The sequence below is a fragment of the Actinomyces sp. oral taxon 897 genome (assembly GCF_002999235.1).
Taxonomy (GTDB): domain Bacteria; phylum Actinomycetota; class Actinomycetes; order Actinomycetales; family Actinomycetaceae; genus Actinomyces.
On record NZ_CP027236.1, the window covers coordinates 330,631 to 354,570 of the forward strand.

Genomic DNA, 23,940 nt, shown 5'->3' on the forward strand with positions numbered 1-23,940 from the left:
GTGCAGCTCCTCGTGACCGTCCGGCGCCCCCGTGAGACGGTGGGCTACGACCTGCTGGTGACCACCCCGCCGGAGGCGACCGTGGGTGAGCTCGCCCGGTTCCTGGACGACCAGGTCCCCCACGGCGGGACCCGGCACCCTGGGCCCACGCCACCGGGGCAGGACGGGTCCCCCCACCCCGACCCGCCCCCCGGGCTGTGGGACGGGCGGACCCTGCTGGAGGCGGGCGCCCGCCTCGGGGACGGCCCGGTCCGGGACGGCATGATGCTGGGCCTGGGGGCACCGGTGCCCGGGAGCCTGGAGCCCACCGGCGTCGTCGAGGTGCGGGTGGTCGCGGGCCCCGGCGCTGGCGCCGTCCACCGCCTCGGCCTGGGCCACTACACGCTGGGCGGCCCCGGCTGCGACGTCTGCCCGGTGGGGCTGGGGGAGGAGACCAGGGCCCTGGCCACCATCGAGGTCGCCGCGGGCGGCACGGTCCGCCTGCACCCCGTTGACGAGGCTGCCAGCCGTGAGGCCCCCGTCCTGGCCCCCCGCCACCGGCCCCTGCCGGGGCCCCTGGTCCTGGACGCGCCCGCCACCGCCGGCCGACGGCGTCGCAGGCTGCTGCGCCGCGACCCCGAGGCGGTCCTGGGGGGCAAGGAGCAGCGTGACCCCGAGGGCCCGCGACTGCTGGTCGAGCTCGACCGCCGTCAGGTGGAGCCGGGGGCGGTGTGGCGGCAGGGCGCGCTCCTCACCGTCGGGAGCAACCTGCTGACCGCGGGTCCCGTGCCCGCGGCGGACGCGGTCACCACCCCCACGCCCGAGGAGCCCAGCGTGGACTTCAACCGCCCGCCCCGCCTGAGCCGCCCGGAGCGCACCACGGAGTTCACCCTCCCCACGCAGCCGGAGAGACTACGCAAGGCACCCATACCGCTGACGGTCATGCTCTCTCCCATTGTCATGGGCGGAGCGATGTTCCTCATGACCGGCAGAGCCTACTCGTTGCTGTTCGTTATTCTTTCACCATTGATGATGATCGCTAATGTCGTCCAGGGGCGCAGCAACTCCAAGCGGCAGTACCGGGAGGCAATGAGACGCTACCGGGAGCAGCGCACCACCGTCGAGGACGCGGCCTGGGAGGCGCTGACCCAGGAGAGGCGTCAGCGCCGCCTGGACTGCCCCGACGCCGCCGAGCTCCTCCTACGGGCCACCGGCCCCCGTGCCGCCCTGTGGGAGAGGCGCCCTGGCGACCCGGACTGGCTGGAGCTGCGGGTCGGGACCGCCGACCAGCCCAGCGGGGTCCTCATGCACGACCCGGCCCGGGCCCGTCACGAGGAGCCCCTGGTGTGGACCGCGCCGGACGTCCCCGTCAGCGTGCACCTGGGACGCCTGGGCGTGGTGGGCGTGACCGGCACCCGCCGGGAGCGGGTCGCCGCCTGGCTGACGGCCCAGTGCGCCACCCTCCACTCCCCGACGGAGCTGGGCGTCGTCCTACTCATAGACCCCGGCCAGGGGGCCGCCGGGGCCCGCAGGTGGGACTGGTGCCGGTGGCTGCCGCACCTGCGGACCGAGCCCGGGGCCCCGGCCCGCGTCGGCCTGGACGAGGAGTCCGTCTCCCGGCGCGTCAACGAGCTGCTGACCGTCCTGGACGCCCGGGCGCAGGGCGAGGAGGTGGGGGAGAGGGCGGTCGTGGTCCTCGACGGCGCCCACGCCCTGCGGCTGCGCCCGGGGGTGGTCCGCCTCCTGCGTGAGGGCCCGGCCGCGGGCCTCCGCCTGGTCTGCGTGGACACGGACCGGACCTCCCTGCCCCAGGAGTGCCGTGCGGTGGTGGACACCACCGGCCCCACGCCGTCGGTCAGCCAGACGGACGCCTACACGGTGGAGCACGTCCTGCTGGACGAGCCCGGTGACGACTGGTGCGAGAGGCTGGCACGCGCCCTGGCGCCCGTGCGCGACGTCTCCGCCCTGGCCGACGACGGCGCCGTCCCGTCCTCCTCCCGGCTGCTGGACGTCCTGGGGATGCCCGAGGCCCGGCTCGAGGACGTCCTGCGCTCCTGGCGCCGGGCACGCCCCACCACCCGCGCCGTCATCGGGGAGGACGCGGAGGGGACCTTTACCGTGGACGTGCGTGCCGACGGCCCCCACGCCCTGGTCGCGGGGACCACCGGCTCAGGCAAGTCCGAGCTCCTCCAGACCCTCATCGCCTCCCTGTGCGTGGGCAACACGCCCGCGTCCATGACCTTCGTCCTAGTTGACTACAAGGGCGGTGCCGCCTTCAAGGACTGCGCCCGTCTGCCGCACACGGTGGGCATGGTCACCGACCTCGACGGGCACCTGACCAGCCGCGCGCTGGAGTCGCTCGGGGCCGAGCTGCGCCGCCGCGAGCGCCAGCTGGCGGCGGCGGACGCCAAGGACATCGAGGACTACACCGCCGCCACGGGCCCCCAGGACGAGCCCATGCCCCGCCTGGTGATCATTATCGACGAGTTCGCGGCGCTGGTGGCCGAGCTGCCCGACTTCGTCACCGGCCTGGTGGACATCGCCCGACGCGGCCGCTCGCTGGGGGTCCACCTGGTGCTGGCCACCCAGCGTCCGGCGGGCGTGGTCTCCGCGGAGATCAAGTCCAACACCAACCTGCGGATCGCCCTGCGCGTGACCGACGAGAACGACTCCCAGGACGTCATCGAGTCCTCCGCCTCCGCCCACATCCCTCCCGCGCTGCCCGGACGCGCCTACGCCCGGCTGGGGCACGCCAGCCTGCACCCCTTTCAGGCCTCGCGCGTGGGAGGCAGGCCCCCGGGCAGCGGGCCGAGGGCGCCCCTGCGGTCCCGGTCCCTGAGCCTGTCCGGCCTCGCCCACCGGGAGGTGGCCCCGCCGCAGGCCGAGGAGGACGCCACCGTCCCCACCGACCTGTCCCGCCTCGTGGGGTCCATGGGGCGGGCTCGCGAGGAGCTGGGGATCGCCCTGCCGCACCGGCCCTGGCTGCCGCCCCTGCCCGCGGTGGTGACCATGGACGGGCTCCACGACCTCCTGGCCGCCCAGGCGGGGCCCGGTGGCGGGCAGGGCGAGCCGGGGGACGGGGCCCGGGGGGCGGAGGGCGCAGGCCCCGCCGGGGCGGTGGACCCACGTGCCCGCGGGCTGCTGCCCCCGCTCGTCCTGGGCCTGGAGGACTGCCCGGGTGAGCAGGCCCAGAAGGTCATGACCTGGGACTACACGTGTGCGGGGCACCTGGGGGTGGCCGGGTCCGCCGGCTCGGGGCGCTCGACCCTGCTGCGGGGGATCGCCGCGGAGGTGGCCCGTACCACGTCCCCGGAGGAGGTGCACGTCTACGGGATCGACGCCGGGACGGGCGCCCTCCTGCCGTGCACCAGGCTGCCGCACGTGGGCGCCGTGGTGACACGGGACCAGCCTGAGCGGCTCCGGCGGCTCCTGGACCTCCTGGGGCGTGAGGTCACCCGGCGCCAGCAGCTCCTGGCCCTGGACGGCCTGGCGTCCGTGGCCGAGCAGCGCCTGGCCGCCAGCCCGCAGGAGCGCCTGCCCTACCTCCTGCTGCTCATTGACCGGTGGGACTCCTACGTGGCCAGCTTCGAGTCCGTGGACGGGGGCGCCCTGGTGGAGCGCGTGGAGCTCCTGCTGCGTGAGGGCGGTGCCGTGGGCCTGCACGTGGTGATGGCCGGGGACCAGACGGTGTGCCGGGGGCGTATGGGCATGATGCTGGAGGACCGCCTGGCGCTGCGCCTGCCCGCGGCGGAGAACTACGACATGGTGGGGATGCGCCCCCGGGACGTGCCCGTGTCCATGCCCTCGGGCCGGGCCTTCCGCGCGGGCGCCCGGCCCCGGGAGGTCCAGGTGGGGCTGCTGGACGCCTCCCCGGCGGGGACGGCCCAGGTGGCTGCCGTCCACGCCCTGGCGCGCCAGGCCGGCCGGCAGTGGTCGCAGGTACCGCGCTCCCGGTGCCCCAGGCACGTTGACGAGCTCCCCGTGGCGATCTCCCTGACCCAGGCGCTCGCCCTGGGCCCGCCCCCGGGTCGGGGATCCTTCTGCCTGGCCGTGGGCGGGGACGACCTGGGGCTGCTGCCCCTGCGGATGGAGGAGGTCGGCAACGGCGTCCTGGTGACGGGGCCACGTCGCTCAGGGCGCTCGACGGCCCTGTACGTGGGGGCCCTCACGGCCCTGGACGCCGGGGCGCAGGTGGTGGCGGTGGCCCCCGGGCGCTCCCCGCTGCGCTGCCTGCAGGGGCGGCCGGGGGTCCTGGGCGTCCTGGGGGAGGACGCCGTGGCCGCCGACCTGCTCGGGCTGATCCGGCACGCCCCCTCCGAGGTCCTTCTCGTCGTGGACGACTTCGAGTTCCTGGGCCCCGACCACAAGCTCGCCCCGGTGCTGGAGAAGCACCTCAAGACCTGCCGCGACGCGCCCGGGGGCGTGCTGGTCTCCTGCGGTGTCGACGAGATCCAGGGGCTGTACCGTGGCCTGGTGGGGCAGGTCCGCAAGAACCGCACCGGCCTGCTCCTGGCACCCCGGTCCGCCGACGACGGCAGCTACCTCTCCGCCAGGCTGCCGCGCTCGGTGGGGGCCCCGGTCCCCATGGGGCGCGGGATCCTGGTCACCGCGCACCGGTGGACCTGGGTCCAGGTCCCCGACGCGCGGCCGTAAGGGCCCTCACCACGCGATACCCTCGTGCCCGGGCACCCGCACGTGCCCGCAGCCCGACGTCTGGAGGTAGGACGAGCCATGGACCTGTACGAGTACCAGGCCAGGGACCTGTTCGCCGCGCACGGGGTGCCCGTGCTCGACGGGCGCCTGGCCACCAGCCCGCAGGAGGCCCAGGCCGCCGCCGCCGCGCTCCTGGCCCAGGGAGCCCCCCTGGTGGTGGTCAAGGCGCAGGTCAAGACCGGGGGGCGGGGCAAGGCCGGGGGCGTGCGGCTCGCCCGCACCGCCGCCGGGGCCCGGCAGGAGGCCGAGGCCGTCCTGGGCATGGACATCAAGGGGCACACCGTCCGCTCCGTCCTGGTCGCCGAGGGCGCCGACATCGCCTCCGAGTTCTACCTCTCGGTGCTCCTGGACCGTGCCGGGCGCAGGTACCTGGCCATGTGCTCGCGCGAGGGCGGCGTGGACATCGAGGTCCTCGCCGCCGAGCGCCCCCAGGCCCTGGCCCGCGTCGGCGTCGACCCGCTGACCGGCATGACCCCCGCGCTGGCGGCCCGTCTCGTGGCCGAGGCCGGGTTCGAGCCCGGGGAGGTGGCCGAGGCCGTCACCGACGTGGTCCTGCGCCTGTGGGAGGTCCTCACCGGTGAGGACGCCACCCTGGTGGAGGTCAACCCCCTAGTGCTGACCACCGGTGGGCGCGTCCTGGCCCTGGACGGCAAGGTCACCCTGGACGACAACGCTGGCTTCCGCCACCCCGGCCACGCCGACCTGGTGGACCGCGCCGAGACCGACCCCCTGGAGGCCAGGGCCCGGGCCGCGGGCCTGAACTACGTCAAGCTCTCCGGCCAGGTCGGTGTCATGGGCAACGGGGCGGGCCTGGTCATGTCCACCCTCGACGTGGTGGCCTACGCCGGTGAGCGCCACGGGGGGATGCGCCCGGCCAACTTCCTGGACCTGGGCGGCGGCTCCAGCGCCGAGGTCATGGCCACCGGCCTGGAGGTGGTGGCCTCCGACCCCCAGGTACGCGCCATCCTGGTCAACGTCTTCGGCGGCATCACCTCCTGCGACACGGTGGCCGACGGGCTCGTCGCCGCCGTGGACCGCCTGGGGGGCCTGCCCAAGCCCGTGGTGCTCCGCCTGGACGGCAACAACGCCGACCTGGGGCGGGCGATCCTGACCGAGGCCGCCGTCGACGGCGTCGAGCTCGTGGACACCATGGACGCGGCGGCCGACCGCGTCACCGCCATCGCCGAGCAGATCACCAGCACGTCCAGCACGGAGGCCTGAGCCAATGAGCATCTTCCTCACCCAGACCGACCGCGTCATCGTCCAGGGCATGACCGGGTCAGAGGGCCGCAAGCACACCCGCCGCATGATCAGCGCGGGCACCCAGGTGGTGGCCGGGGTCAACCCCCGCAAGGCCGGCACCGTCGTGGACTTCACGGTGGAGCCGGTGGGCCCGGGCGCCGCGGGGGTGCCCACCGGGACCGTGACGGTGCCCGTCTACGGCACCGTCGCCCAGGCCGTGCAGGAGACCGGTGCGGGCGTCAGCGTCGTGTTCGTGCCCCCCGCCTTCGCCAGGGGCGCCGTGGTGGAGGCCGTCGACGCCGGGGTGCGCCTGGTGGTGGTCATTACCGAGGGCATCCCCGTGGCGGACGCCGTCGCCGCCGTCGCCTACGCCGCGGCGCACGGCGTGCGGGTCATCGGCCCCAACTGCCCCGGCATCATCTCCCCGGGGCGCTCCAACGTGGGCATCACCCCCCCGGACATCACCGGTCCCGGGCCCATCGGCCTGGTCTCCAAGTCCGGGACCCTGACCTACCAGCTCATGTACGAGCTGCGCGACCTGGGCTTTACCACCTGCATCGGCATAGGCGGGGACCCGGTGGTGGGCACCACCCACATTGACGCCCTGGCCGCCTTCGAGGCCGACCCCGACACCGAGCTGGTGGTCATGATCGGGGAGATCGGGGGCGACGCCGAGGAGCGGGCAGCCACCTACATCAGCGAGCACATGACCACCCCCGTGGTCGCCTACGTCGCGGGCTTCACGGCGCCCGAGGGCAGGACCATGGGTCACGCCGGGGCCATTGTCTCCGGCTCCTCAGGCACCGCCGAGGCCAAGAAGGAGGCCCTGGAGGCGGTCGGCGTGCGCGTGGGCCGCACCCCCAGCCAGACGGCCGCCATCGTCCGGGAGATCTACCGCTCCCTCCACCCGGGGACCGCCGCCCCGGCCGGGCGCCACCAGGACGCGGTGTGAGCGCCCTGAGCTCCCTGGGCGAGGCCTGGCGGCGCGGTACCTGGCGTCCCGCGGACTGGTTCCTGGCCGCCCGCTGCGGGATGGAGGCCGTCGTCCTGGGCTGGCTCCTCGTGGTCCTGCCCGCGGTGGCCTTCTACCTGGCCTCCTCCTCCCGTGACGCCGCCGCCGCCCTGAGCACCGGCTCGGTGGTGCGCGCCGCCACGGGCCTGTGGAGCCTGGCCCTGGGCGGGTCCTGGGGTACCTCCACCAGCCGGGAGGGCGCCCTGAGCCTGCCGCTGACGGGCCTGACCCTGCTCCTGCTCCTGCTGACCCGCGCCTTGGTGCGCCGGGCCCACCCCAGCTCCCCGGCCTCCGGGGGCTGGGTCGTGGGCGCCGCCACCACCACGGCCCTGGTCCTGGTGCTCGTCGCCAGTCCGGCCGCGTCGCGCACCTGGACCGTCGTCCCGGCTACCTGGGCGCTAACCTCCCTGGTGGTGGCCGTAGAGCTGCAACGCTCCGGGTCCGGCTGGCCGGCCCTGGGCCCGTGGTGGCAGGACCGCCCGGCCTGGCTCCACCTGGCCCTGCGCCAGGTCCGCCAGCTCGCCCTGGTCCTGACCGCCCTGGCGGTGGTCGCCGCCGGTGTCGCCCTGGTCCTGGCGGGGGGGCGGGTCTCCCGCCTCCACGACGCCCTGACCGACGGCAGGTTCGCCGACACCCTCGGTATCACCCTCCTCCAGCTGGGGTGGGTCCCGACAGGGCTGGTGTGGGCGCTGTCCTGGGTGGTGGGGCCGGGGTTCGCGGTAGGCTCCGGGTCGGTCTTCTCACCCACCCGTGTGGTGGCCGGGGCGGTGCCCTCCCTGCCGGTCCTGGGTGCCCTGCCCACCACGGCCGTGGGGTCGTGGGGGACGGCCCTGCCCTTCGTCGTGCTGGTCGCGGCCGTGGTGGTGGCCTGGCGTGACCGCTCCAGCCTGCGTCAGATGCGGCTGCGCCAGGCCGCGGCCGCGGCCGCGACGGCCTCGGTGGTGCTGGGCGGAGGCACCGCCCTGGTCTGCCTGGCCGCCTCCGGGCAGGCGGGCCCCGGACGGATGGCCGAGGTGGGGCCGCGGGAGGGCTTCACGGCGCTCATTGTGGGCCTGCTGACACTGGCGGGCCTGGGGGTCGTGGCACTGCTCACCCACCCCTGGGGCCAGGTCGTGACCCGACGCGGGGCGGACGCCGCCGTGGACGACACCGAGGATGCCGCGCAGGAGGCGCGTGAGCACGTCGGGACGGGGTCCGCAGACGCCCGCCGCCCCGGGCGCCCGGAGCGCGGTGGGGCCCGGGGACGTGAGGCTCGCGGGGCGCGTGAGGGGCAGGGGCGTCAGGCGCGTGAGGGGCGCCGCCCGGAGCCCGGTACCCCTCAGTGGTACCCGGTGGGGGAGGACGACGTCGGCCCGCGTGACCGGGGTGCCGCGCAGGGGGGTACCCGGAGGGCAGGACACCCACCAGCACGCCGAGGCGAGGACGGCCTGGCGCCGTAGCGCCCGTGAGCGGGAGGCTGCACATTCATTTTACAATCGGCGATCAGTAGACGGCAGGATTACACGGATTCGCGATGCGCCACGGGGACCCGGGAGCAGGATGAATGTGCAACGCGGGCATCGTTGCACATTCATCCTGCTCCCGACTCCTCCTCGGGCGGGTAAAACGTTGGAATCACGCCAACGCCCTGCTCCCGACCCCAAGATGAATGTGCAACGGGAAAGGCGGGGGCTGTAGGCTGGTCCCGGCCGTGACTGGCGAGGGTGGGGCACCACCGGGGAGCGGCAGCCTGACCGGAGGGGACGTCGCCCGCCTGGGCGTCCCCGCAACTGAGAGCACCAGGAGCACTATGTCTACCGCTGGCACCACCGCCCACGCCCCCGTCCCCACCGAGGGGCTGACCAGTCCCGACCGCGTCCCCGTGCGCCGCGCCCTGGTCTCCGTCTACGACAAGACCGGCCTGGTCGAGCTCGCCACCGCCCTGGACGGCGCCGGCGTCGAGATCCTCTCCACCGGCTCCACCGCCGCCGTCATCGCCGGCGCGGGCCTGCCGGTCACCCCCGTGGAGGAGGTCACCGGCTTCCCCGAGTGCCTCCAGGGCCGCGTCAAGACCCTCCACCCGGCCGTCCACGCCGGCATCCTCGCCGACCGCCGCAAGCCCGACCACATGGACCAGCTCGCCGCGCTGGGCGTGGCCCCCATTGACCTGGTGGTGGTCAACCTCTACCCCTTCACCGACACCGTGGCCTCGCACGCCCCCTTTGACGCCTGCGTGGAGCAGATCGACATCGGCGGGCCGGCCATGGTGCGCGCCGCGGCCAAGAACCACCCCGCCGTCGCCGTGGTCACCGACCCCGACCGCTATACCCAGGTGGCCCGGGCCGTGGGGGACGGCGGCTTCACCCTGGCACAGCGCCGTGAGCTCGCCGCCGCCGCCTTCGCCCACACCGCCGCCTACGACGCCGCCGTGGCCACCTGGCTCGCCCAGCAGGTCGAGGCCGGTGAGGCCGCCGAGGCGGCTGGCAGTTCCCCGGCTGGGGCGGCTGGCGCGGTCGGGGCGGCCGAGGCTCATGGCGCCCCGGCCGCCCCGGCTGGCATGCCGCGCTACGTCGGTGCCGCCTACCACCGCCTGGCCACCCTGCGCTACGGGGAGAACCCGCACCAGCGTGCCGCCGTCTACACCACCGCCCACGCCGCTGGCCCGGCCGGCGTGGCCGGTGCCAGGCAGCTGAGCGGCAAGGCCATGAGCTTCAACAACTACACCGACACCGACGCCGCCGTGCGCGCCGCCTACGACCACGGCGAGACCACCTGCGTGGCCGTGGTCAAGCACGCCAACCCCTGTGGCATCGCCGTCTCGCCCACCGGGGACGTGGCCGAGGCCCACCGCAAGGCCCACGCCTGCGACCCCGTCTCCGCCTACGGCGGCGTCATCGCCACCAACGCCACCGTCACCGCCGCCATGGCCCGCCAGGTCAAGCCCGTCTTCACCGAGGTCGTGGCGGCCCCCGCCTACGAGCCCGAGGCCGTGGAGATCCTCGCCACCAAGAGGAACCTGCGGGTCCTGGTCGTCGAGCCCCCCGCCCCCGGCGGCTACGACGTCAAGCAGATCTCCGGCGGTGCCGTCATCCAGGAGCGTGACCTCGTTGACGCCCCTGGTGACCTGCCCTCCGGCTGGAGGCTCGTGGCCGGTGAGCCCGCTGGCCCCGACGTCGTCGCCGACCTGGTCTTCGCCTGGCGGGCCGTGCGCGCGGTGCGCTCCAACGCGATCCTCCTGGCCAGGGACGGTGCCACCGTCGGGGTGGGCATGGGCCAGGTCAACCGTGTGGACTCCTGCCGGCTCGCCGTCGAGCGCGCCAACACCCTGGGCGCGCGCTCCACCGGCGACGCCGCCGCTGCCCCCGCCAAGGGCGCCGTCGGCGGGGCCCAGGCCGGTGACGTCCTCACCGGGCTGCCCGAGGAACGGGCCCGGGGAGCGGTCGCCGCCTCCGACGCCTTCTTCCCGTTTGCCGACGGCCTCCAGGTGCTGCTGGACGCCGGGGTGCGCGCCGTCGTCCAGCCCGGTGGCTCCATCCGCGACAGCGAGGTCATTGCCGCCGCCAGGGCCGCGGGCGTGACCATGTACCTCACCGGCACCCGCCACTTCTCCCACTAGGTCCATCCACCATCCGCGAGAACGGTACTTGTTCGTCGCGAGAACGGTACTTATTGCTCGCGAGAACGGTACTTATTCGCCGTGAGAACGGGGGGTGGCACCGAAGCCACCTCGGACGACCTTATCCGAGATGAACAGGCTCAAGTACTTACTGCTGACACAAAAACAGCTCTGACATTATCAAAAATCTGCAAACATTATCAAGGAATCTTATGGGTACTGCCGCCGCGATCCTTGCCGCCATCCTCTACGGACTGGCCTCTACCTGCCAGGCGTGGGCCGCCAACCGGGCCCAGGGGCCAGCCGTGGTCATGCACCCCGCCTACCTCACTGGCGTCGTGCTCGACACCGCGGCCTGGGGCGTCTCCCTGGTCGCCCTGGAGTCCCTGCCCCTGTTCGTGGTGCAGTCCCTCCTGGCCTCCTCCCTGGCACTGACCGCCCTGCTGGTCTCCCTGCTGCTCAAGGTGCGCCTGCGACGCAGGGACATCGGTGCCATCGTGGTCCTCGTGCCGGCACTGGGCCTCCTGGCCTCCCTGGCCACCGAGGGCGCTGCCACCGTCCACGCGGGCTTCACCGCGCTCCTGTGGGGTGGCACCGCCCTGACCGCCCTCCTGGGGCTGGTGCTGTACCGCACCCGCTGCTCCTGGGGGCAGGCCGTGATCGGGGGACTGGGCTTCTCCGGGGTAGCGCTGGGCGCCCGTGCCCTGGAGTCCCAGGGCGGGGGCGGGGGCCTCGTGAGCTGGGACACGCTGACCTGGGTGGTGGGCAACCCGCTGACCTGGGCGGTGGTCGTCATGGGGCTGGTGGCGGTGCTCCTGTACGCCCGGGCCATGGAGACGGGCAGCGCCGTGGCCGCCACCGCGATCCTGTGGGGTACGGAGGTGGTCGTGCCCGCCGGGGTGGGTGTGGCCGTCCTGGGGGACACGGTGCGTGCCGGGACCGGTTGGGAGGCGGCTGCCTGCCTGGTCCTGTGCCTGGTCGCCCTCGGCGTGGTCGCAACCAGCCCGGCCCAGGCCTGAGGCCCGTGAGGCGGCCCCGGGTGGAGGGGCGGGTCGGAACCGACGGCGCAGGCCCCTCGTGCGGGGGTGGGCCGCCGCAGGGCCCGTGCCAGAGGGTGGGCAATAAGTACCGTTCTCGCGGCGAACAAGTACCGTTCTCGCGACGAATAAGTACCGTTCTCGCGAAGGGAAGGAGGGGAGCGTGCCTGACGCACTTGCCGCCGCGCCTCTGGTCCTCGCCGTCGTCCTGGCCCTGGCGGGGGTCCTCAAGCTCCGTGACGCCGACGAGTCCGTACGCCACCAGTGGGAGGTCATGGAGGTCCCCCGCCTCCTGAACCGTACCTGGGTCCGCCGCCTCCACCCGCCGGCGGAGGTGGTCCTGGCCCTGGCGCTCCTGGTGGCGCCCGGGACCTGGGGGAGCCTGACGGCGCTCGCGGCCCTGGGCCTGACCCTGGCCTACACGTTCCTGGTGGTGCGGGCGCTGAGGCGGGGCACCGTCTCCTGCGCCTGCCTGGGGGCCGGCCACCCCACCCCCGTCACCCGGCACACGCTGGGTCGTAACCTCCTCCTGACAGGCCTGGCCCTGGCCAGCCTGGCCGTCATGGTCCCCCACGCACCCAACCCCGTGGCCCGGGCGGTGGCCCGCGGGGAGGCCGGCTGGCTCGTCATGGTCCTGACCGCCATGCTCACCACCTGGCTCCTGACCTCCCCGGACACCTCGCCGTCCCGCCCCCCGGCGGCGTCCCCCGAGGCGGCGGGCCAGACGGACCAGCCCCAGGACGCCCCCTACCTGCGTACCCTCACCCCACGGGCCACCCTCCGGGACGCCGACGGATCCGTCCTGGACATTGTCTCCGCCTCCGCCCGCCGGGCCCACCTCCTGCTCTTCCTGTCCCCGGGCTGCGGGGCGTGCACGGACCTGGCGGCCCAGGTGCCCCGGTGGGCTGAGGAGATGCCCGCGCTACGGGTGGCGGCCGTGGTCCACATGAGCCCGCAGGCCCTGCGCGACGCCGCTCCCCACTGGACGGCGTGGACCCTGTACGATCAGGACGGTACGGCAGCCCGGATGCTCCGCACCCAGGCGACGCCCTCGGCCGTGCTCCTGGGCACCGACGGCATGCTCGCGGGCGGCCCGGTCGCCGGGGCCCAGGAGGTCCGGGGCCTGGTGGAGGACGTTCGCGCCCAGCTCGGCGCGGGGGGTGGGTAGGTGTCCCCAGGCGGGTAGGTGTCCCCGGCGGATCCTGGCCTACGATGGGCGTCGTGAGCCAGGCCCCCGCCCCGCGCGTGCCACGACGTCCGCGATACCAGCCCTACCGTACCGTGGCGGTGGTCGCCGTGGCCCTGGGGCTGGCCGCCGTCCCCCTGCTCGCTATCGTCGGGCACCGCCAGCTCGCGGTCCTGTGGCTCGTGGTGGGTCTGCTCACCCTGGCGCTGGTGCGGGTCTTCCGCCCCCACGGGACGTGGATCGCCGCCCGCTCCCGGCTCTTCGACGTCGTCTTCAACATTGTCCTGGCCCTGGCCCTGGCCGCCCTGGTGTGGTACGTCAACCTTCCCAACGTGCTGTAAGGCCCTTGTTCCGGGCCTCGGCCCCGGCGCGTGCGGGACCGGTCGGCCTGATGAGCACGGGCAGCGGGTCGAGGCGCCCGCTCCTGGCTCAGGGGCACGGACAGGCCTCGTGCTCGCCCGCCCGCTGCCACACCCAGCGCACCGCCATGACCACGGCCCCGGGGTCACGCAGCGGCACCATGTGGGAGCGGGTCCTCGCGGTCCGGAACAGTCCCCGGGGCAGGGAGGCCACGTAGTCCCGGTAGTAGCCCGCCCAGGCCGACCCGGCCGGGTGCCGGGCGGCCAGCAGCACCACCGGGACCTGGGGCGTGGGCAGCGGGCGCGCCCCCAGGTCGGCGATCGTGTCCGAGTAGGCCTCCAGCTCCTGGCCGCGGGCCGTCTGGGAGGCCTCGGTGGCGTCCTCGTGCAGGACCTTGGCGTGCAGGCGCCGCGGCAGGAGGTGGTAGCCCTGGAGGAGGGAGATCAGGGGGGCGGCGCCCAGGCCGTACAGCCCGGTCAGGACCTGCTGGCCCACCGAGTTCAGGTACCGGGCGCCGCTGGAGGCCTCCGCGGTGGAGCCCTCGCTGGAGGGATCCACCAGGACCAGGCCGGTGACCTGGTCGGGGTGCTCCGAGGCGAGCATCCGCACCAGCAGCCCACCGTAGGAGTGCCCCACGAGGATCGCCCCGCGCGGCGCCAGGTGGGTCAGGACGGTGTACAGGTCCGCCACGTGGTCCCGGGCGGTGCGCCGTCCACGTGCCAGGGGCGACTGTCCCAGGCCCGCCCGGTCGTAGACGATGACGGTAAAGCCCGCTGCCGTCAGGGGGGCGGTCACCCGGCTCCACAGGACCCGGGACAGGCCCAGCCCCGACTCCAGCAGGACGGTACGCCCAGGGTCCGGCAGCGTACCGTCAGCCGACGAGGACGGCAGGTGGACGACGGCGTGGAGCCAGCGCCGTCGTGCGCGACCCCGGCGGGTGCCAGCAGGCCCGGGCCCACCGTCGGTGCGAGGCGCGGCGGGCAGGCCGACCGGGACCCGGACGTGGTGGTGCTGCGAGGTAGTACGTGGCAGACGGAACGGACTCATAAGGACAGCGTATCTAGACCACCTGGGCGGGGGCTGGGCCTCAGGGCCGCGCAGGCGCCGCCCGGGGCGGCGATCTAGACCACCTGGGTCAGGGGCGGGCTGGTTCCCGGGGGCGGTCGCACGGCGTCGGCCAGATACTCCCCAGCAACCAGCGAGATGGCCCCGGCAATCGACCAGTGAATCCCCCGGGTCCGGCGTCTCAGAGGCCGCCTCCGGCGCGGTGCGCAGGGTGTTCCAGTATCCGATACCCTGCCTCCCGCCCGCGGCAGGGTGTGGAATGCTCTGCCGGTGAGGCAGACGACCTTGACCTCATGAACACACGAAAGGCTCCCATGTCGCGCGTCCGTCAAGTCCTGAGCAGGGGAGGGGTACTCCTGTGGGTGCTCGTAGCTATTGTCCTGGCCCTGGCCCTGGGATCCGTGCGGGTAGGAGGCCACCACCTTGTCCCCGTTGCGGTCGGCCGTGTCTTCGCCACCTTCTCCGACGTCTTCAGCCAGTTCCTCTCCTTCGCGATCCCCCTGATTATCGTCGGCCTGGTGACCCCCGCCATTGCCGACCTGGGCCGCGGTGCCGGCAGGTGGCTCGGTATTACCACCGCCATTGCCTACGGCTCGACCCTCTTCTCCGGGTTCCTCACCTACGCGGTGTGCGCCGCGGTCCTCCCCGGGCTCCTGGCGGGGACCGCGCTGTCCGACGTCACCGAGCCCGGCAGCGCCCTGAAGACCTACTTCACGGTCGAGATGCCCGCCGTCATGCCCGTCATGACCGCCCTGCTGCTGTCATTCGTGCTGGGCGTCGGGCTGTCCATGGTGCCCCGCGGGGTCCTGCGCAAGGGCCTTATCGAGTTCCGCGCCATTATCACCCGCCTGATCGAGCGCATTATCATCCCCCTGCTTCCCGTACACATCTTCGGCACCTTCCTCAACCTCACCTACACCGGTGAGGCCTGGAGCGTCATGCGGGCCCTGCTGCGCGTCGTCCTGGTGGTCCTGGCCCTGGAGGTGGTCATCCTCCTGACCCAGTACTGCGTCGCGGGGCTGGTCGGCAGGCGCAACCCGTTCACGGCCCTGGGGACCATGGCCCCGGCCTACCTCACCGCCCTGGGGACCTCCTCCTCGGCCGCCACCATCCCGGTCACCCTGGCCCAGACCAGGAAGAACGGCGTCTCCGAGGCCGTCGCCTCCTTCACCATCCCCCTGTGCGCCACCATCCACCTGGCTGGCTCCACCTCGAAGATCTTCGCCTTCGCCTTCGCGATCACCCTGACCCAGGGCCTGAGCGTCTCCGCCACCCAGTGGGTCGGCTTCGTCTTTATGCTCGGTATCACCATGGTGGCGGCCCCCGGTGTGCCCGGAGGCGCGATTATGGCCTCCACCGGCCTGCTCGCCAGTATGCTCGGTTTCAACAACGACCAGGTGACCCTCATGATCGCCACCTACGTCGCCATGGACTCCTTCGGTACGGCCACCAACGTCACCGGCGACGGCGCCATCGCGATTGTCGTGGACCGCCTGGCGCACGGCAGGATCGGGGACGACGGCGACCCGCAGAACGTCCGTGAGCTCTCCTTTGACGCCATGGCCTACCTTGACCGCGTCTCGGTGGAGGGCGTCGTCAGCCCCGAGGAGCTACAGGCCTCGGCCTCCGGCTGAGCGCTGAGCGGGGTCGGCGGCGGGCCAGTCTGACGCAGGTGACCGGGTGCGCCGGGTCCCGGGAGCCGGCACATCCCGTTTCCCTGGGTCACTAGCTCGCCGACAGCCTCTCTGGGTCACCGACCCGCCGACAGCTTTGGGCAGGCCCCCCTGGGCTCTGGGATCCTCTGACGCCCGCCGGCGGCCCGCCCCCGGGCGACGCAGGTCCCCCCTGGGCTCTGGGATCCTGCACATTCTTTTTACAATCGACGATCATAAAACGGCGGAATCACGAGGATTCCGTAGCTGGTACAGGGGCCGGTAACCAGGATGAATGTGCAACGGGGCCTGCGTTGCACATTCATCCTGGTCCTGTTCCTCGCCTGGAGGCACAAAACGTTGGGATCACGCCAGCGCCCGGCCGCCACCCCCAGGATGAATGTGCAACACCTCCCGGGGCGACCCGCGGGTACGAGCTCCCGGCCAGGCCCCCGGGGTACAGCCCCCGGCGGAGGTGTCCACGCGGGGCGGAGCGCGGGTGTCTCCGCAGGAGCGTGACCACCCCCGTTCTCACGAGCAATAAGTACCGTTCTCGCGGTGGGGGTGGGTGGGGGAGGGGCTGCTAGGCGCTCACCCGCTCCCGGCGGCGCAGCCGGGAGAAGGCGCCGTCGTGGCTGGCGAGCTCCTCCGCCGTCCCGGCCTCCAGGACCCGGCCGTCGTCCATGACCACCACGTGGTCGGCGAGCTCGGTCCCCGACAGGCGGTGGGTGATCTCAATGACGGTGGACCCGCGGGTCCACTCCCGTACGCTGGCGCGTACCTGCGCGTCCAGGGCGGGGTCCAGGTGGGAGGTGAACTCGTCCAGGACCAGCACGCTGGGACGGGCCAGGAGGGCGCGGGCCAGGGCCAGGCGCTGGCGCTGGCCGCCGGAGACGGAGGCCCCCCGCTCCCCGACGAGGGTGTCGTAGCCCTGCGGCATGGCCAGGACGTCAGCCTCGATGCCAGCGGCCCGGCAGGCCTGACGGACCTCCTCGTCGCTGGCCTGCGGGGCCGCCAGGCGCACGTTGTCGGCCACGGAGGCGCGGAAGAGGTGGGCCCGCTGGGTGACCAGCACCACCTCCCGGCGCAAGGAGTCCCCGGTCAGCTCGCGCACGTCCTGACCGTCCACCTCCACCCGCCCGGCGGTGGGGTCGTCAAAGCGCAGGAGCAGCTGGGCCAGGGTGGACTTGCCCGAGCCCGAGGCCCCCACCAGGCAGGTCCAGGCCCCGGCCCGGGCGGTGGCGCTGACCGCCGTGACCGCCTGGGTGGCGGCCCCGGGGTAGCTGTAGGAGACGTCCTCCCAGGTCACCTCGTGGGCGACGGCGTGGGGCAGCTCCACCGTGCCGTCGGGGACCTCCACGGGGGCGTGGACGACGGCGTGGACCCGCTCGGCGGCCGCGAAGGAGGCGTTGAGGGATCCGGTGAGCTCCTCGATGCCGCGCACGGTCTCGGTCAGGCGCAGCAGCGCGGCCACTGTGGCCGCCAGGGCCGGGGCGGACACGCTCCCGGCACGCACCAGGCTCGTGCCTGACGCCGCCACCGCGACCGGCCCGCCCAGGGTGAGCAGCTGGGTCAGCCCCCGACGCAGGCTCATCCACCGGCGCCCCGGCGCCCCGGTGCGGACAATGCCCCGGTCGATCCGCCCCATCTCCTCCAGGCGCTCGTAGCGGCGGCCGTACCCCACCACCTCGGCCATGCCCTGGACGGAGTCCGTCACGTGCTGGGTCAGCAGGGCACGGCACGCCGTGACGTCCCGTGAGGAGGACAGTGAGGTGCGCCACCCGGCCAGGGGCGCCAGGAGCAGGGATCCCAGGAGGAACAGGGCGGCCAGGCCCGCCAGGGTCCAGGACACCGCGGCCCCCACGACCCCCACCACGACCAGGGGCACAATGACCGCGCTGACCACGGGGGCGAAGGTGTGGGCGAAGAAGACCTCGATCCGGTCCACGTCCTTGGTGGCGCGGGCCAGGAGGTCCCCGGAGCGGGAGGTCGCCATGACGCGCGGGGCCCGGGGTACCAGGGCGCGGAAGATCTCGGCGCGCAGGAGCTCCAGGGACTTGAAGGCCACCAGGTGCCCCAGGAACTGCTCGCCGTAGCGCAGGACCGCCTTGGCCAGGGCCAGCAGCGCCATGACCAGCAAGGTGCCCCACGGCATGGGGGTGGGGCGTCCTGCCGCCAGGTCCCCACCCAGACGCATAATGGTGGCGGCGCCGAGGCTGAACAGCCCCACCCCCGCCAGGAGGTCGGCGACCCGGCAGGCGGCTGAGGCCGCCAGCGGGCGCAGGACGGGGCGGGTGACGTCGAGGATCCAGGCAATGAGGACGCGCCGTCGGGGCGGGGCGGGGCTGGCGGGCGCCGTGGTCGCGGGACCGTCCGGGACCGGGCGGGACACGGGGGCGGCTGGGCTACGGGTCATCTCAGGCCTCCTGGGAGGGGTCGGGGACCGGGTTCGCAAAAGGCGCCGGGCCCGGGGCGGAGGAGCCAGAGGAGCTGGCCGAGAGGGAGCCGGAGGGCCCAGCCGGGGCGGTGCCGGGGGAGCCAGCCGGAGCAGCGCCGAGTGGAGTAGGCCCAGCCGGGGCGGTGCCGGGGGAGCCAGAGGAGCTGGCGGGCGCGGGAGCGGGGGGCCCGGTACGCTCCAGGATCCGCCCGTCCCGGACCTCGATAAGGCGGTCGGCGGCCACCAGGGCGCCGTCGCGGTGGGAGACGGTCACCACGGTCCGCCCCGCCGCAGCCCGGGGGATCGCGGCGACGATGGCGGCCTCGCTGGCCAGGTCCACCTGGCTGGTGGGCTCGTCCAGGAGCAGCAGGGGGCGGTCGGCCAGGATCGCCCGGGCCAGGGACAGGCGCTGGGCCTGCCCCCCGGACAGCCCCAGGCCCTGCTCGCCGAGCACGGTGTCCAGGCCCCGGGGCATGCGCCGTACCTCCGCGTCCAGGCCCACGGTGCCCAGGGCCGCCCACATCTGCTCCTCGGTGGCCCCCGGGGCCGCCAGGCGCAGGTTGTGGGCGATCGTGCCCGTGAAGAGCCAGGTGGTCTGGGCCACCAGGGCGCTGGCGGCACGGACCTGGTCCTGGGTGCGCGCGCTGGAGGCGGTGCCCGCCACGCGCACCGTCCCGCCGCTGGGCAGGAGGTCCCCTGACAGCAGGGCCATGAGGGTGGACTTGCCCGACCCCGAGGGGCCGATGACGGCCAGGTGCTGCCCCGTGGGGACCCTGAGGTCGACCCCGTGGAGCACGTCGGGGCCCTCAGGCCCCCAGGAGGCCCGCACACCGTCCAGGCGGACGGCGGCCCCGGGGTCCGCGGGGGCCCTCGGGGCGTCGGGCGCGCCGAGGGGCCTGTCGGTGGCCAGGATCTGGCGGATAGCCCGCTGGTTGGCCAGGCCGCCCATACCCACGTAGAAGAAGGCGCCCACGTGGTCAAGCGGCTCCAGGAGCACGTAGGAGACCAGGACGACGGCCAGGGCGTCCCCGACCCCGACGGCCCCCGAGGTCAGCCGCCAGGCGGCGAGCCCGGCGGCGGCGGTAATGAGGAAGAGGGAGAACAGGGAGTCGGTGATGAGGATGACGAGCTGGTTGCCGGCCAGGACGCCCATGACAGCCCGACGGTTCTCCTCCCCGCGGGCGCGCAGCTCCTCCTGGGTACGGCGGGCCGCCCGGGCCAGGGTCAGGGTGGTCAGCCCCTGGATGGCGTCGAGGTACTCCGCGGCCAGGCGCATACGGGCACGTCGGGAGTCGGAGGAGGAGGCTCGCAGGCGGCTGTGGGCCAGGCCGATGAGTAGCGGGGTCAGGACGACGGCGGCCCCCAGGACCGCTGCCGGTACGGGGTCGACCGCGGCCCCCAGCAGGACCAGGCACAGGGCGGGGGCCAGGGCGGCCGCGACGGTGGGGGCCAGGAAGGTCTGCCGGTACAGGGCCACCCGCTCGGCGCCGTCGGTGAGCAGGCTGACCGTGGACCCGGTGCGCTGGCTGGTGGTGTGGGCCGGTCCCAGGTCGAGGAGGTGGTCCAGGACGCGGCGGCGCAGGGCTGCCTCCTGCGTGGCCGCCGAGCTCCAGGCGGTGGCCTGGACGGCGGCCTGCAGGAGGGCGCAGGCGGTGGCGGCCGCCCCGGCCTGGGCCAGCAGGCCCGCGAGGTGGGTGGAGGAGGGGGTGAGGAGGTCGCCCACGGCACGCCCCAGGCACACCAGCGCCCAGGTCTCGGCCAGGGCGGCCAGGGCGGTCATGGTGAAGGCCGTCACGCCCGCGCGCCTCCCCGCCGGGGTGGCGACGGAGGGCGGGCGCGTCCCCCGGCGTCGGGGGAGGGGGGCGGGCGCGGCGGCGTCCCGGGGGTCGCTGGAGGCTGTCATGTGCGTCCTTTGCCGGTTGTAGAGGGGCGTGGTCACGATACTGGTCGGTCGGTGGACGAAGGAGCGGCAAGGACTTAGGAGTACCTTCCTTTGGGATCATAATGAACTGACCGTTCGTCAGCAAACGGTGTGCGCCCAGGTGGGCTGCAGGCGGGCTGGTAGAGGTGCCGTTGCCAGCGGCATAGGCTTGCCCCGTAGGGCTGCGCCCAGCGCGGCCACACCGAACGTCCTGTAAGGAGTCCTTGATGGCTAACGCCCCCGTCAATGTCGCTGTCACCGGTGCCGCCGGCAATATCGGCTACGCGCTGCTGTTCCGTATCGCCTCCGGCGCCCTGCTCGGAGCGGACCAGCGTGTCAACCTGCGCCTGCTGGAGATCCCCCCGGCCGTCAAGGCCGCCGAGGGCACCGCCATGGAGCTCTTCGACGCCGCCTTCCCGACCCTGGGCAGCGTGGACATCTTCGACGACCCCAAGGCCGCGTTCGAGGGCGCCAACATCGCCTTCCTCGTGGGCTCCATGCCCCGCAAGGCCGGCATGGAGCGCAGCGACCTGCTGGCGGCCAACGGCGGTATCTTCGGCCCCCAGGGCGAGGCCCTGGCCGCCGGCGCCGCCGACGACATCAAGGTCCTGGTGGTGGGCAACCCCGCCAACACCAACGCCCTCATCGCCGCCTCCCACGCCCCCGACGTCCCGGCCTCCCGCTTCACCGCCATGACCCGCCTGGACCACAACCGCGCCCTCGCCCAGCTGGCCGCCCGGGCCGGGGTCCACGTCAGCGACGTGGACAGGGTCACCATCTGGGGCAACCACTCCTCCACCCAGTACCCCGACCTGACCCAGGCCACCGTCAAGGGCGAGCCGATTACCGAGATCCTCGCCGACCGCGCCTGGGTGGAGGACGACTTCATCCCCACGGTGGCCAAGCGCGGTGCCGCCATTATCGCCGCCCGCGGGGCGTCCTCGGCCGCCTCGGCCGCCTCGGCCGCCATTGACCACGTCCACGACTGGGTCCTGGGCACCTCCGGGGCCTGGACCTCGGCCGCGGTCATGTCCGACGGCTCCTACGGCGTCCCCGAGGGCGTCGTCTCCTCCTTCCCCTGCACCTCGGACAACGGCGAGTGGAAGATCGTCCAGGGCCTGGAGGTCGACGCCTTCTCCCGCGCCCGCATTGACGCCTCCGCCGCCGAGCTCCTGGAGGAGAAGCGGGCCGTGGCCGGCCTGGGCCTCATCTGACCCGGCCCCCGGGCGCCGATGAGACGACGCCCGGTAACGCCGTCGTGCACCTGGGCGTCTCCCGCCCCGCCCCGTGAGGTGGCTGGGCAGGAGGCGCCCGGTGTGCTGAGATCAGCCCATGGCACGTCGCAGCTCCAAGCGCCCCTACGGTCGGGGCCACGTCCCCCTGGACATGGGGCGCCTGGCCTCCATGCCCCGCACCCAGACCGGCCCGGGCGGGGCCGACTTCACCGTGCGCCGGCTGCGTGGCGGGGACAAGGCCTACACCTGTCCTGGCTGCCACCGCACCATCCCGCCCGGCACGCCGCACCTGGTGGCCTGGTCCAACGAGTCCCTCTTCGGGGCGGACCGGGGCCTGGAGGAGCGTCGGCACTGGCACACCTCCTGCTGGGAGCGCCGTCTGTGGTGAGCCCCGCGCGGGTCCGGGTGCCGCCGACCCCGGCGGACCAGGGGTCCGGGCCCTCCCGGTGCGGGGCCGGGGGCCGGAGAAGGTCACCCGGATTCGTTTCTGGCCGTGACGACGGCGCCCGGATGCGACAGACTGGGGGCCATGCCCATCCCCACCCGCCCTCGTGTGGTACTCGACTCCTCCTCCCCTGAGCCCGTCTTCGCCCAGATCTGCGCCGCGATCCGCCGCGAGGTGGAGGTGGGCAGGCTCCTGCCCGGGCAGCGGCTGCCCACGACCCGGGCCCTGGCCGCCGACCTCGACGTCGCCGTCAACACGGTGGCCAAGGCCTACCGTGAGCTCGAGACCGAGGGGGTCGTCGAAGGCCGGGGACGCCAGGGGACCTTTGTCGTGGACACCTCCGGCACGGTGCGCCAGCGTGAGGTGCTGCGGTTCGTGACCACGATGAGGAACCTGGGCGTGAGCAAGGAAGAGGCCCAGGCCCTCGTGGAGAGGACCTGGGCCGGGTAGCTCGTGGGGCTGCCCGCAGGCGCGGGGATGGGAACTAGGGAGGCGGGGCGCCAGGCCGCTCAGCGGCCCCTGGCACCAGCTGGCTTCTTGCCGCCCGCAGGCTTCCGGGGGCTGGTGGACTTCCTGGGCCCTGAGGAGGTGGCGGCGGGGACGACCTCGATCTCGGTCGTGGCGGTCTCGCTGTCACTCACCGGGGCGGGGGACGGCGCGGAGGCGGGGGACGCCGGCTCCTCCGTCTCGCTCTGCTGCTGGCTGCGGGACGCGGGTGCCTGCGGCAGGACGCCACCGAGCACCCCGCGCATCTCCTCCAGGTAGGTGGTCACGGAGTCGCGCTGGCGCTCCAGCTCAGCCACCTGGCGGGTGGCGGCACCGACCTGCGCCGCGGCGTCGCTGCGGGCGTCCTCCACGATCTCGGCGGCCTCGGCCCGGGCCTGGCTCAGGAGCTGCTCCGCCTGGGCGGTGGCCTCCTCCTGGCGCCCCCGGATCTCGTCGTCGGTGCGGCTGCGTACCCGCTCGGCCCGGGCCAGCGCCTCCTCCAGGCGCGCCTCGGCCTCGGCGGCCTGGGCGTGGGCCTGCTCGGTCATCTCGGCGATACGGGCCCGGGCGGCCTCGTGGGCCTCGGCGTCCTCACGGGCGGCGGCCTCGTGGGCGGCCGCGACCTCCAGGGTCGTCTGCTGGCGCAGCTCGGCGGCCTCGGCCCGGGCGGCGGCGGCCTCCTGGGAGGCCGAGCGTCGCAGGGTCTCCGCCTCACGACGCGCCTCCGACAGGAGGGTCTCCGCCTCCGTACGGGCCCGCTCCAGGGTGGTGTCGGCCTCCTGCTGGGCGGTGGAGCGGACGGACTCGGCCTGGGAGGTGCTGGAGCGGCGCAGCTCCTCGGCCTCGGTCACGGCCGCGTCCCGCGTGGCCGCGGCCTCCTGCTCGGCGGAGACCACCAGCTCGGCGGCCTGCTTCTTGGCCTGGGTCAGCACCAGGGCGGCCTCGCGCTCGGCGGTGGAACGCATCTCGGTGGCGGCCGCGTCGGCGTCGCCGGTGACCTCGGCGGCCTTGCGCTCGGCCGTGGAGACCATCTCCTTGCTGCGCGCCTCGGCGTTGGCCAGGGTGGTCGAGGCCTCGGCCTGGGTGCGGGCGGTCAGCTCGGCGGCCTCGCGACGGGCGTCGGCCACGAGGGTCGCCGCCTCCGATCCCGAGCGCTCGCTCAGTCGCTGGGCGTTGGTGCGCGTCCGGGTCAGGATCGCGTCGGCCTCAGCGTTCGCCTTGGACACGATCGAGGCGCTCTGCTCCTCGGCGCTGCGCAGGAGCTGCTCAATGCGGGAGCCCAGGCCCGCGTAGGAGGGCTTGTCGGCCTCCCGCAGACGCTTCTGGGCCTCAGCCAGCTCCCCGGCGAGCATCATGGCCCGCTGGTCCAGGCTCGCTACCTCACGACGTGCGTCGTTGAGTTGGCGGTTTAGTTTCTCCAGCTTCTGGTCCACCTGCGTACGGTCGTAGCCGCGCATCGCGATGGCGAACTCCGTGTGATCCTCAACCACTCTGGTCTCCTCCCGGTCAGGCTCGTCCGTCCTGTTCGCTCCAAGGGTATCGGTGTCCGCTGCCCGGGGGTAGCCACGATCGGGG

The 23,940-nt window shown here is 74.0% G+C and carries 16 protein-coding genes and 1 riboswitch; of the genes, 12 read left to right on the forward strand and 4 right to left on the reverse strand.

Annotated features, from left to right (window positions below):
- The 8 genes from C3V41_RS01370 to C3V41_RS01405 all read left to right on the forward strand — a co-directional run bounded on the left by C3V41_RS01370 (position 1) and on the right by C3V41_RS01405 (position 13,105).
- Positions 1–4,632, forward strand: a complete 4,632-nt coding sequence (locus tag C3V41_RS01370; protein ID WP_106108781.1) for an FtsK/SpoIIIE domain-containing protein — start codon at positions 1–3, stop codon at positions 4,630–4,632.
- 78 nt (positions 4,633–4,710) lie between these two features.
- On the forward strand, positions 4,711–5,913 hold the full coding sequence (gene sucC, locus C3V41_RS01375; protein ID WP_106108782.1) for an ADP-forming succinate--CoA ligase subunit beta: 1,203 nt from the start codon (positions 4,711–4,713) through the stop codon (positions 5,911–5,913).
- 4 nt (positions 5,914–5,917) lie between these two features.
- Positions 5,918–6,886 carry a succinate--CoA ligase subunit alpha gene (sucD, locus tag C3V41_RS01380; protein ID WP_106108783.1) on the forward strand — a complete coding sequence of 323 codons (969 nt, stop codon included), beginning with the start codon at positions 5,918–5,920 and terminating at the stop codon, positions 6,884–6,886.
- A complete protein-coding gene (locus C3V41_RS01385) occupies positions 6,883–8,385 on the forward strand; it encodes a cell division protein PerM (RefSeq protein ID WP_106108784.1) in 1,503 nt (500 codons plus the stop codon). The genes sucD and C3V41_RS01385 overlap by 4 nt, the downstream gene beginning before the upstream one ends.
- A gap of 241 nt (positions 8,386–8,626) precedes the next feature.
- Positions 8,627–8,712: riboswitch (ZMP/ZTP riboswitch) on the forward strand.
- A gap of 23 nt (positions 8,713–8,735) precedes the next feature.
- Complete coding sequence (purH, locus tag C3V41_RS01390; protein WP_106108785.1) at positions 8,736–10,541, forward strand: bifunctional phosphoribosylaminoimidazolecarboxamide formyltransferase/IMP cyclohydrolase; 1,806 nt, start codon at positions 8,736–8,738, stop codon at positions 10,539–10,541.
- Between the two features lie 212 nt (positions 10,542–10,753).
- A complete protein-coding gene (locus tag C3V41_RS01395) occupies positions 10,754–11,560 on the forward strand; it encodes a hypothetical protein (RefSeq protein ID WP_106108786.1) in 807 nt (268 codons plus the stop codon).
- 181 nt (positions 11,561–11,741) lie between these two features.
- The gene (locus C3V41_RS01400) at positions 11,742–12,746 is read left to right on the forward strand and encodes a MauE/DoxX family redox-associated membrane protein (RefSeq protein WP_106108787.1); all 1,005 of its coding nucleotides are present in this window, start codon (positions 11,742–11,744) and stop codon (positions 12,744–12,746) included.
- A 53-nt stretch (positions 12,747–12,799) separates the two neighbouring features.
- Entirely contained in the window at positions 12,800–13,105 is a 306-nt protein-coding gene (locus tag C3V41_RS01405) for a DUF3017 domain-containing protein (RefSeq protein ID WP_254423637.1), read from the forward strand.
- 88 nt (positions 13,106–13,193) lie between these two features.
- Here C3V41_RS01405 and C3V41_RS01410 read toward each other — a convergent pair whose 3' ends face one another.
- Entirely contained in the window at positions 13,194–14,171 is a 978-nt protein-coding gene (locus tag C3V41_RS01410) for an alpha/beta hydrolase (RefSeq protein WP_106108789.1), read from the reverse strand.
- A gap of 332 nt (positions 14,172–14,503) precedes the next feature.
- Between C3V41_RS01410 and C3V41_RS01415 the strand changes: the two genes are divergently transcribed.
- On the forward strand, positions 14,504–15,823 hold the full coding sequence (locus tag C3V41_RS01415; protein WP_106108790.1) for a dicarboxylate/amino acid:cation symporter: 1,320 nt from the start codon (positions 14,504–14,506) through the stop codon (positions 15,821–15,823).
- 601 nt (positions 15,824–16,424) lie between these two features.
- On the opposite strand, the gene cydC is transcribed toward C3V41_RS01415, so the two are convergent.
- Positions 16,425–18,257, reverse strand: coding sequence for a thiol reductant ABC exporter subunit CydC (cydC, locus tag C3V41_RS01420; RefSeq protein ID WP_106108791.1), 1,833 nt, complete (start codon positions 18,255–18,257; stop codon positions 16,425–16,427).
- Position 18,258: 1 nt separating this feature from the next.
- Entirely contained in the window at positions 18,259–20,181 is a 1,923-nt protein-coding gene (locus C3V41_RS01425; protein ID WP_106108792.1) for an ABC transporter ATP-binding protein/permease, read from the reverse strand.
- Positions 20,182–20,426: 245 nt separating this feature from the next.
- On the opposite strand from C3V41_RS01425, the gene C3V41_RS01430 reads away from it, so the two are divergent.
- The 3 genes from C3V41_RS01430 to C3V41_RS01440 all read left to right on the forward strand — a co-directional run bounded on the left by C3V41_RS01430 (position 20,427) and on the right by C3V41_RS01440 (position 22,329).
- Positions 20,427–21,413 carry a malate dehydrogenase gene (locus C3V41_RS01430; RefSeq protein WP_106108793.1) on the forward strand — a complete coding sequence of 329 codons (987 nt, stop codon included), beginning with the start codon at positions 20,427–20,429 and terminating at the stop codon, positions 21,411–21,413.
- A gap of 118 nt (positions 21,414–21,531) precedes the next feature.
- The gene (locus C3V41_RS01435) at positions 21,532–21,822 is read left to right on the forward strand and encodes a hypothetical protein (protein ID WP_106108794.1); all 291 of its coding nucleotides are present in this window, start codon (positions 21,532–21,534) and stop codon (positions 21,820–21,822) included.
- Between the two features lie 141 nt (positions 21,823–21,963).
- The gene (locus C3V41_RS01440) at positions 21,964–22,329 is read left to right on the forward strand and encodes a GntR family transcriptional regulator (protein WP_106108795.1); all 366 of its coding nucleotides are present in this window, start codon (positions 21,964–21,966) and stop codon (positions 22,327–22,329) included.
- Positions 22,330–22,388: 59 nt separating this feature from the next.
- On the opposite strand, the gene C3V41_RS01445 is transcribed toward C3V41_RS01440, so the two are convergent.
- Entirely contained in the window at positions 22,389–23,855 is a 1,467-nt protein-coding gene (locus tag C3V41_RS01445) for a DivIVA domain-containing protein (RefSeq protein WP_106108796.1), read from the reverse strand.
- Positions 23,856–23,940: the final 85 nt, after the last annotated feature.

What these genes read in the sequence shown, in the direction of transcription:
- C3V41_RS01425 (WP_106108792.1), bottom strand. Translation starts at nt 20,181, where the DNA reads ATGACAGCCTCCAGCGACCCCCGGGACGCCGCCGCGCCCGCCCCCCTC.
- C3V41_RS01440 (WP_106108795.1), top strand. Translation starts at nt 21,964, where the DNA reads ATGCCCATCCCCACCCGCCCTCGTGTGGTACTCGACTCCTCCTCCCCT.
- C3V41_RS01410 (WP_106108789.1), bottom strand. Translation starts at nt 14,171, where the DNA reads ATGAGTCCGTTCCGTCTGCCACGTACTACCTCGCAGCACCACCACGTC.
- sucD (WP_106108783.1), top strand. Translation starts at nt 5,918, where the DNA reads ATGAGCATCTTCCTCACCCAGACCGACCGCGTCATCGTCCAGGGCATG.
- cydC (WP_106108791.1), bottom strand. Translation starts at nt 18,257, where the DNA reads ATGACCCGTAGCCCAGCCGCCCCCGTGTCCCGCCCGGTCCCGGACGGT.
- C3V41_RS01395 (WP_106108786.1), top strand. Translation starts at nt 10,754, where the DNA reads ATGGGTACTGCCGCCGCGATCCTTGCCGCCATCCTCTACGGACTGGCC.
- sucC (WP_106108782.1), top strand. Translation starts at nt 4,711, where the DNA reads ATGGACCTGTACGAGTACCAGGCCAGGGACCTGTTCGCCGCGCACGGG.
- C3V41_RS01430 (WP_106108793.1), top strand. Translation starts at nt 20,427, where the DNA reads ATGGCTAACGCCCCCGTCAATGTCGCTGTCACCGGTGCCGCCGGCAAT.
- purH (WP_106108785.1), top strand. Translation starts at nt 8,736, where the DNA reads ATGTCTACCGCTGGCACCACCGCCCACGCCCCCGTCCCCACCGAGGGG.
- C3V41_RS01435 (WP_106108794.1), top strand. Translation starts at nt 21,532, where the DNA reads ATGGCACGTCGCAGCTCCAAGCGCCCCTACGGTCGGGGCCACGTCCCC.
- C3V41_RS01415 (WP_106108790.1), top strand. Translation starts at nt 14,504, where the DNA reads ATGTCGCGCGTCCGTCAAGTCCTGAGCAGGGGAGGGGTACTCCTGTGG.